The organism is Microcystis sp. M53598_WE2 (assembly GCF_030067735.1).
Lineage (GTDB): Bacteria > Cyanobacteriota > Cyanobacteriia > Cyanobacteriales > Microcystaceae > Microcystis > Microcystis aeruginosa.
This window is the reverse complement of sequence record NZ_JASJFE010000970.1, coordinates 1-5,259: the sequence shown is the minus strand read 5'-3', so window position 1 is coordinate 5,259 and position 5,259 is coordinate 1. Positions and strand designations below refer to the sequence as shown.

The 5,259-nt window shown below is 47.3% G+C and carries 4 protein-coding genes; 2 read left to right on the top strand and 2 right to left on the bottom strand.

The annotated features are described in order from the left end of the window. Positions 1 to 123: 123 nt before the first annotated feature. Positions 124 to 1,800 (bottom strand): cytochrome c oxidase subunit I, encoded by a 1,677-nt coding sequence (gene ctaD / locus PX636_RS19880; protein ID WP_002796801.1) that lies wholly within the window; start codon positions 1,798 to 1,800, stop codon positions 124 to 126. A gap of 29 nt (positions 1,801 to 1,829) precedes the next feature. After that, the gene (locus tag PX636_RS19875; RefSeq protein WP_079208434.1) at positions 1,830 to 2,795 is read right to left on the bottom strand and encodes a cytochrome c oxidase subunit II; all 966 of its coding nucleotides are present in this window, start codon (positions 2,793 to 2,795) and stop codon (positions 1,830 to 1,832) included. Between the two features lie 314 nt (positions 2,796 to 3,109). Here PX636_RS19875 and PX636_RS19870 point away from each other — a divergent pair, with 314 nt between their 5' ends. Next, the gene (locus PX636_RS19870; protein WP_288118454.1) at positions 3,110 to 4,030 is read left to right on the top strand and encodes a COX15/CtaA family protein; all 921 of its coding nucleotides are present in this window, start codon (positions 3,110 to 3,112) and stop codon (positions 4,028 to 4,030) included. Between the two features lie 13 nt (positions 4,031 to 4,043). Beyond that, the gene (locus PX636_RS19865) at positions 4,044 to 4,994 is read left to right on the top strand and encodes a heme o synthase (RefSeq protein ID WP_288118452.1); all 951 of its coding nucleotides are present in this window, start codon (positions 4,044 to 4,046) and stop codon (positions 4,992 to 4,994) included. Positions 4,995 to 5,259: the final 265 nt, after the last annotated feature.

Genomic DNA, 5,259 nt, shown 5'->3' with positions numbered 1-5,259 from the left:
CTTTTTGATTTCAAAAAAGCCTAAAGATATTATCCAACAAGGTTTTTAGATTTATTCAGCAACCCCTAATCAGTGAACTGAAAACTCACATCTGATAACTGATAACTGATAACTGATAACTGATTATTGGGATTCGGCGCCCACTTCGGCGAGGAGATCTTGTACTGATTCCGCTGCTTCTGATTCTTCCAGATCAATACCGTAATCGTAGGGGCCGGACCAAAGAATCGGCATTTCCTCGAAATTCTCGATAATTGGGGGAGAGGAGGTTTGCCATTCTAGGGTTAAAGCGCGCCAAGGATTACGACCGGCGGGTTGACCTTTAAAGGCACTCCAGACCATATTAATAGCAAAGGGAATACTCGATATACCGAGAATATAAGCCCCTGCGGTACTAAGAACATTTAAATCCTGAAACTGCACATCATACAGGGCAATACGACGGTTCATACCCAATAATCCCAATTCGTGCATCGGCATGAAAGTTAAATTCAAACCGATAAAACTGAGAACAAAGTGGATACGACCGAGAGTCTCGTTATACATCCGTCCGGTCATTTTCGGGAACCAATGGTAAACGGCCGAAAACAGGGCCATTGCCGTACCACCAAATAGTACATAATGGAAGTGACCGACGACAAAATAGGTATCGTGGACGTGGATATCGAAGGGAACAGAAGCCAACATAATCCCGGTCAAACCACCGATGAGGAAGGAAGACAGGAAACCGATCCCAAATAATAAAGACGTATTGAGACTGAGTTTACCGCCCCAAAGAGTGGCACACCAACTAAAGATTTTAATACCCGTGGGAACGGCGATTAACATAGTTGCCGCCATGAAAAACATCCGTAACCAGCCGGGGGTGCCGCTGGTGAACATATGGTGGGCCCAAACGATTAAACCCAAGAAACAGATGGTGAGACTGGAATAGGCGATCGCTCGATAACCAAAAATCGGTTTACGCGCGTGAACCGGTAATATCTCCGAGATCGTGCCGAAAAAAGGCAAAATCATGATATAAACGGCAGGATGGGAGTAAAACCAGAACATATGCTGATAAACCACCGGATCGCCGCCGCCGGCGGGGTTAAAAAAGCTCGTGCCGGCGATTAAATCAAAGGACAAGAGAACGAGAGCAGAAGCGAGAACGGGGGTGGAAAGCAGTACCAGAGTCGAGGTGGCCAGCATTGCCCAACAAAATAGCGGCATACTGTACAAATCCATCTCAGGAATCCGCATTTTCAGGATCGTGGTGATGAAATTAATCGAGCCTAAAATCGAAGAAGTCCCGATCAATAAAAGGCTCAAAATCCACAATTCTTCGCCCCATTTGCCGCTAATTAAGCTTAAAGGTGGGTAGGAAGTCCAACCGGACTGGGGTGCGCCGACAAAGAAACTGGATAATAATAGCAGCCCGCCGGGGGGATTAAGCCAGAAAGCCACAGCGTTAAGACGAGGAAAAGCCATATCTTCCGCCCCAATCATCAGGGGAATGAGATAATTGGCAAAACCCGCCCCAACCGGAACGATCCAAAGAAAGATCATGATCGTTCCGTGCATGGTCATGAATTGGTTATATAGTTCTGGGGAGACGAAATCGGGGTCGGGAGTGGCTAATTCTGTCCGCAGCACTTCCGCGAAAGCACCGCCAATAAAGAAGAAAAGAAAGGCAGTCACCAGATATTGAATACCGATGACTTTATGATCGGTGCAGAAAGTAAAGTAATCTGTCCACTTGCGGTGATGGATCACCTCGGGAACGGTTGCTGGGGTGGTTATTTCCGTTGATGCTGTCATAATGCCAAGATTTTAGATGACAAGAAAAATTACATTTGCTGCTGATGGGCAACTTGGGCGAGGATTTCAGCGTCGATGCCCATTTCTTCGGTGTAGGGGGTCAAATATTGACTATCAGAGCGATCTTTAGTGGTCATGGCTACAGTTCGATCGCTGTCAACTTCGGCGATCGTGTTATCCTGCACCCATTGGTCGTAATCCGCTGGGGAGTGAACCACAAAGCTAGATTTCATGCCACCGTGATAGGCCCCGCAAAGTTCCGCACAAATGATCGGATATTGACCAATTTGGTTGGATGTGAACGATAAAACCGTTTCCTGTCCGGGGATAACGTCCTGTTTTAGACGCAATTGGGGAACCCAGAAAGCATGGATCACATCCCCTGCTTCCATATTCAGTTGCACGGGGCGATTGACGGGGGCGTGCAGTTCCCCGGAAACAATGCCGGTTTCGGGATAGGTGAAGATCCAAGCGTATTGAATACCTTTAACATTGACCACTAGGGGGGGAACTCCTTCACCATCGTAGGAATTGCCGATACCTAGGGCTACTCTGCGATCGCCGCCCAGGGCCATCATCGTACCGTGGTGATGACCGTGGTGGGCGATTTCTCCTTTGCCACCCTTGGAAATCAAGGGATCGAGACCGCCGATATTGTTATAAATCTCGAAGCTATAGACGGCAAGGATAAAAACGATTACCGTCGGGATGGCTGTCCAGAAGATTTCTAGGGGTACATTGCCCTCCACTGCCGGCCCGTCGGTTTGATCCCCCGGTTTACGGCGAAAGCGAATCACTATATAAATGATCACGCCTTCAACTATTAAAAATAGTCCCGTGGCGATGGTCATCATCAGATTAAAGATATTATCTATCTCCTGAGCATCTTCGGAAGCGGCCACAGGCATTAAGCCATGATTTTGGCCATACCAGAGACTAATTAAGGTCAAGGCGATCCCGAGTACGAGCGTCAGGATACTGCTGGGAATTTTCACGGTCTTTTCAATATTTTCAATAGTGGCTACTTATTCAAGGCTAAAACATGATTCCCCTATAGATGGGAAATTTAACCAGCATCTTCTGAGAATTTTATCTTTTCTTTGGGATCGTTTTCAGGGAAAGTATTTTAAATAACTAATTTTTATATCTTATTCTGAGTTTATGTAAACAAATGTAACGGAAATGGCCAGAAATCTAAAGAATATCTAAAAGCTTTTACCGGTCGTAAAAAAACTCATTCACAGTGATAACTAACTGGCAAACAAAGCCATGATCTTTGATGACAGACTCCTTGAGAACAGGCAAACCGATGACCGAATCTGTTTTTAACCCGACACCCCTAAGAGAAACCGGCCATATTCAGGTGTGGATGCGCCGCTTAGTCTGGAAAATTGCGATCGCTACTTTCGCCCTCATGGTGGTGGGCGCTGCCACCAGAGTTATGAACGCCGGTTTAGCTTGTCCCGATTGGCCGCTGTGTTACGGTCAATGGATTCCCAGTCAGCAGATGAATCTACAGGTATTTCTGGAGTGGTTTCATCGTCTCGATGCCTCTTTGATCGGGTTTAGTACGCTCGCTCTCGTCGGTCTGTCTTGGTGGTACCGTCGCCATCTTCCTACTTGGCTGTTGCCCTCTGCGATCGCCGCCTTGGCTTTAATTCTCCTGCAAGGAGTCCTGGGAGGATTAACCGTGACCCAATTACTGCGATTTGACATCGTAACGGCCCATTTAGCCACAGCTTTGCTCTTTTTCTCCACCCTAATCGTCATTGCTATCGGTCTGACTCCCTACCGTGGCACAGGTACAGTCGGGAAACTAACTGGGATGGGAATGGTCGCCACCGGTCTAGTTTATCTGCAATGTCTCCTCGGCGGTCTCGTCGGTTCCCGTTGGGCGGCCCATCAGTGTTTAACGGTTTCCCAACTCTGCACGGTGATGAATAGCCACATTATCGGGGTTTTTCCCGCCACTATCTCGGTGTTAACCCTAGTTTTCTTCGCTTGGCGAGCTGCCGCTATCCATCCTCTCCTCAAAAAACTAGCTTTTAGCGCCGGGGGATTAGTCGCCCTACAGGTGTTTTTAGGCGTTGCCACCCTGAAACTGCATCTCCAGGTGGAACCCTTAACCATTACCCACCACAGCATCGGTGCGCTATTGGTGGGAACCCTCGTCGCTTTTACCACTTTCGCCCTTCGCGATTGTTCTTTCGCACCTATAAGCCATCTCTAAGGATTTAATCACGATGACTGGAACTCAAGCCCTTCGCCACCACGATAATTTTTTACAAGTCGCTAAAAGTTATTATCAACTCACTAAACCGCGAATTATTCCTCTACTGCTGATTACTACGGCCGCTGCCATGGAAATCGCCTCTAAAGGTCAGGTTTACCCCCTCTTACTCTTTCTTACTCTCCTCGGTGGCACTCTCGCCGCCGCCGCCGCTCAAACCTTAAACTGCATCTATGATCGCGACATCGATCACACCATGCTTCGTACTCGCGCCCGTCCGATCCCCTCCGGTCGCGTGCAACCCCTCCACGCCCTCATTTTTGCCCTCGTTTTAGCCTCCCTTTCTCTAGCACTTTTTGTCTTTTTTGTCAATACTTTGAGCGGATTTTTAGCAATGACCGGTATCGCATTTTATATGCTGATTTATACCCATCTGCTCAAGCGTCATAGTATCCAAAATATTGTTATCGGTGGCGCGGCTGGCTCGATTCCTCCCCTCGTCGGTTGGGCGGCAGTAACGGGCGATCTCGGTTGGATTCCTTGGATTTTATTCGCCATTATTTTCCTTTGGACTCCTCCCCATTTTTGGGCTTTAGCTTTAATGATCAAGGATGATTATGCAGAAGTAGATATCCCGATGATGCCCGTAGTTAAAGGGGAAGAAGCCACTAGCGAGCAGATTTGGCTCTATACTTTAATCGTTGTTCCTTTCACTTTCCTCCTGATTTATCCCTTGGCTGCCTGTGGTGTGGTCTATGGTGTAGCGGCTTTGGTTTTAGGGTTTGTTTTCCTGAAAAAAGCTTGGCGATTAAAACAGAATCCTTTTGATCGGGATATCGCTCGATCGCTGTTTAAATATTCCATTCTTTACATGATGTTATTATGTACAGCTATGGTGATCGATAGTTTACCCATGACCTCTCATCTCATCGCTACAATTGCCAGTTTATTCTCCTGTAGTTAGGTTTTGCTGAAAAAGTTTGTTGGTGGTGTCGGGAGTCAGGAGTCGGGAGTCAGGAGTCAGGAGATTATTTTCATTTATGCTCCCCATCTCCCCATCTCCCCATCTCCCCAATTCATAATTGATAATTCATCGGAAATTTTGGGTCTGAAACCCCGCCGTTCTAGGTTGGCTTTACGTTAGAATTAAAAGGCCAGTCTCGAAAACCAAGTGGACGGCGCAGCACCTTGAAAACTCGGCTTAGGGGGTTCCGACCAGAAAAGCTTGG

Bases quoted from the DNA above. Each gene is read 5' to 3' on its own strand.
- PX636_RS19865 (WP_288118452.1), top strand. From the start codon at position 4,044: ATGACTGGAACTCAAGCCCTTCGCCACCACGATAATTTTTTACAAGTC.
- ctaD (WP_002796801.1), bottom strand. From the start codon at position 1,800: ATGACAGCATCAACGGAAATAACCACCCCAGCAACCGTTCCCGAGGTG.
- PX636_RS19870 (WP_288118454.1), top strand. From the start codon at position 3,110: ATGACCGAATCTGTTTTTAACCCGACACCCCTAAGAGAAACCGGCCAT.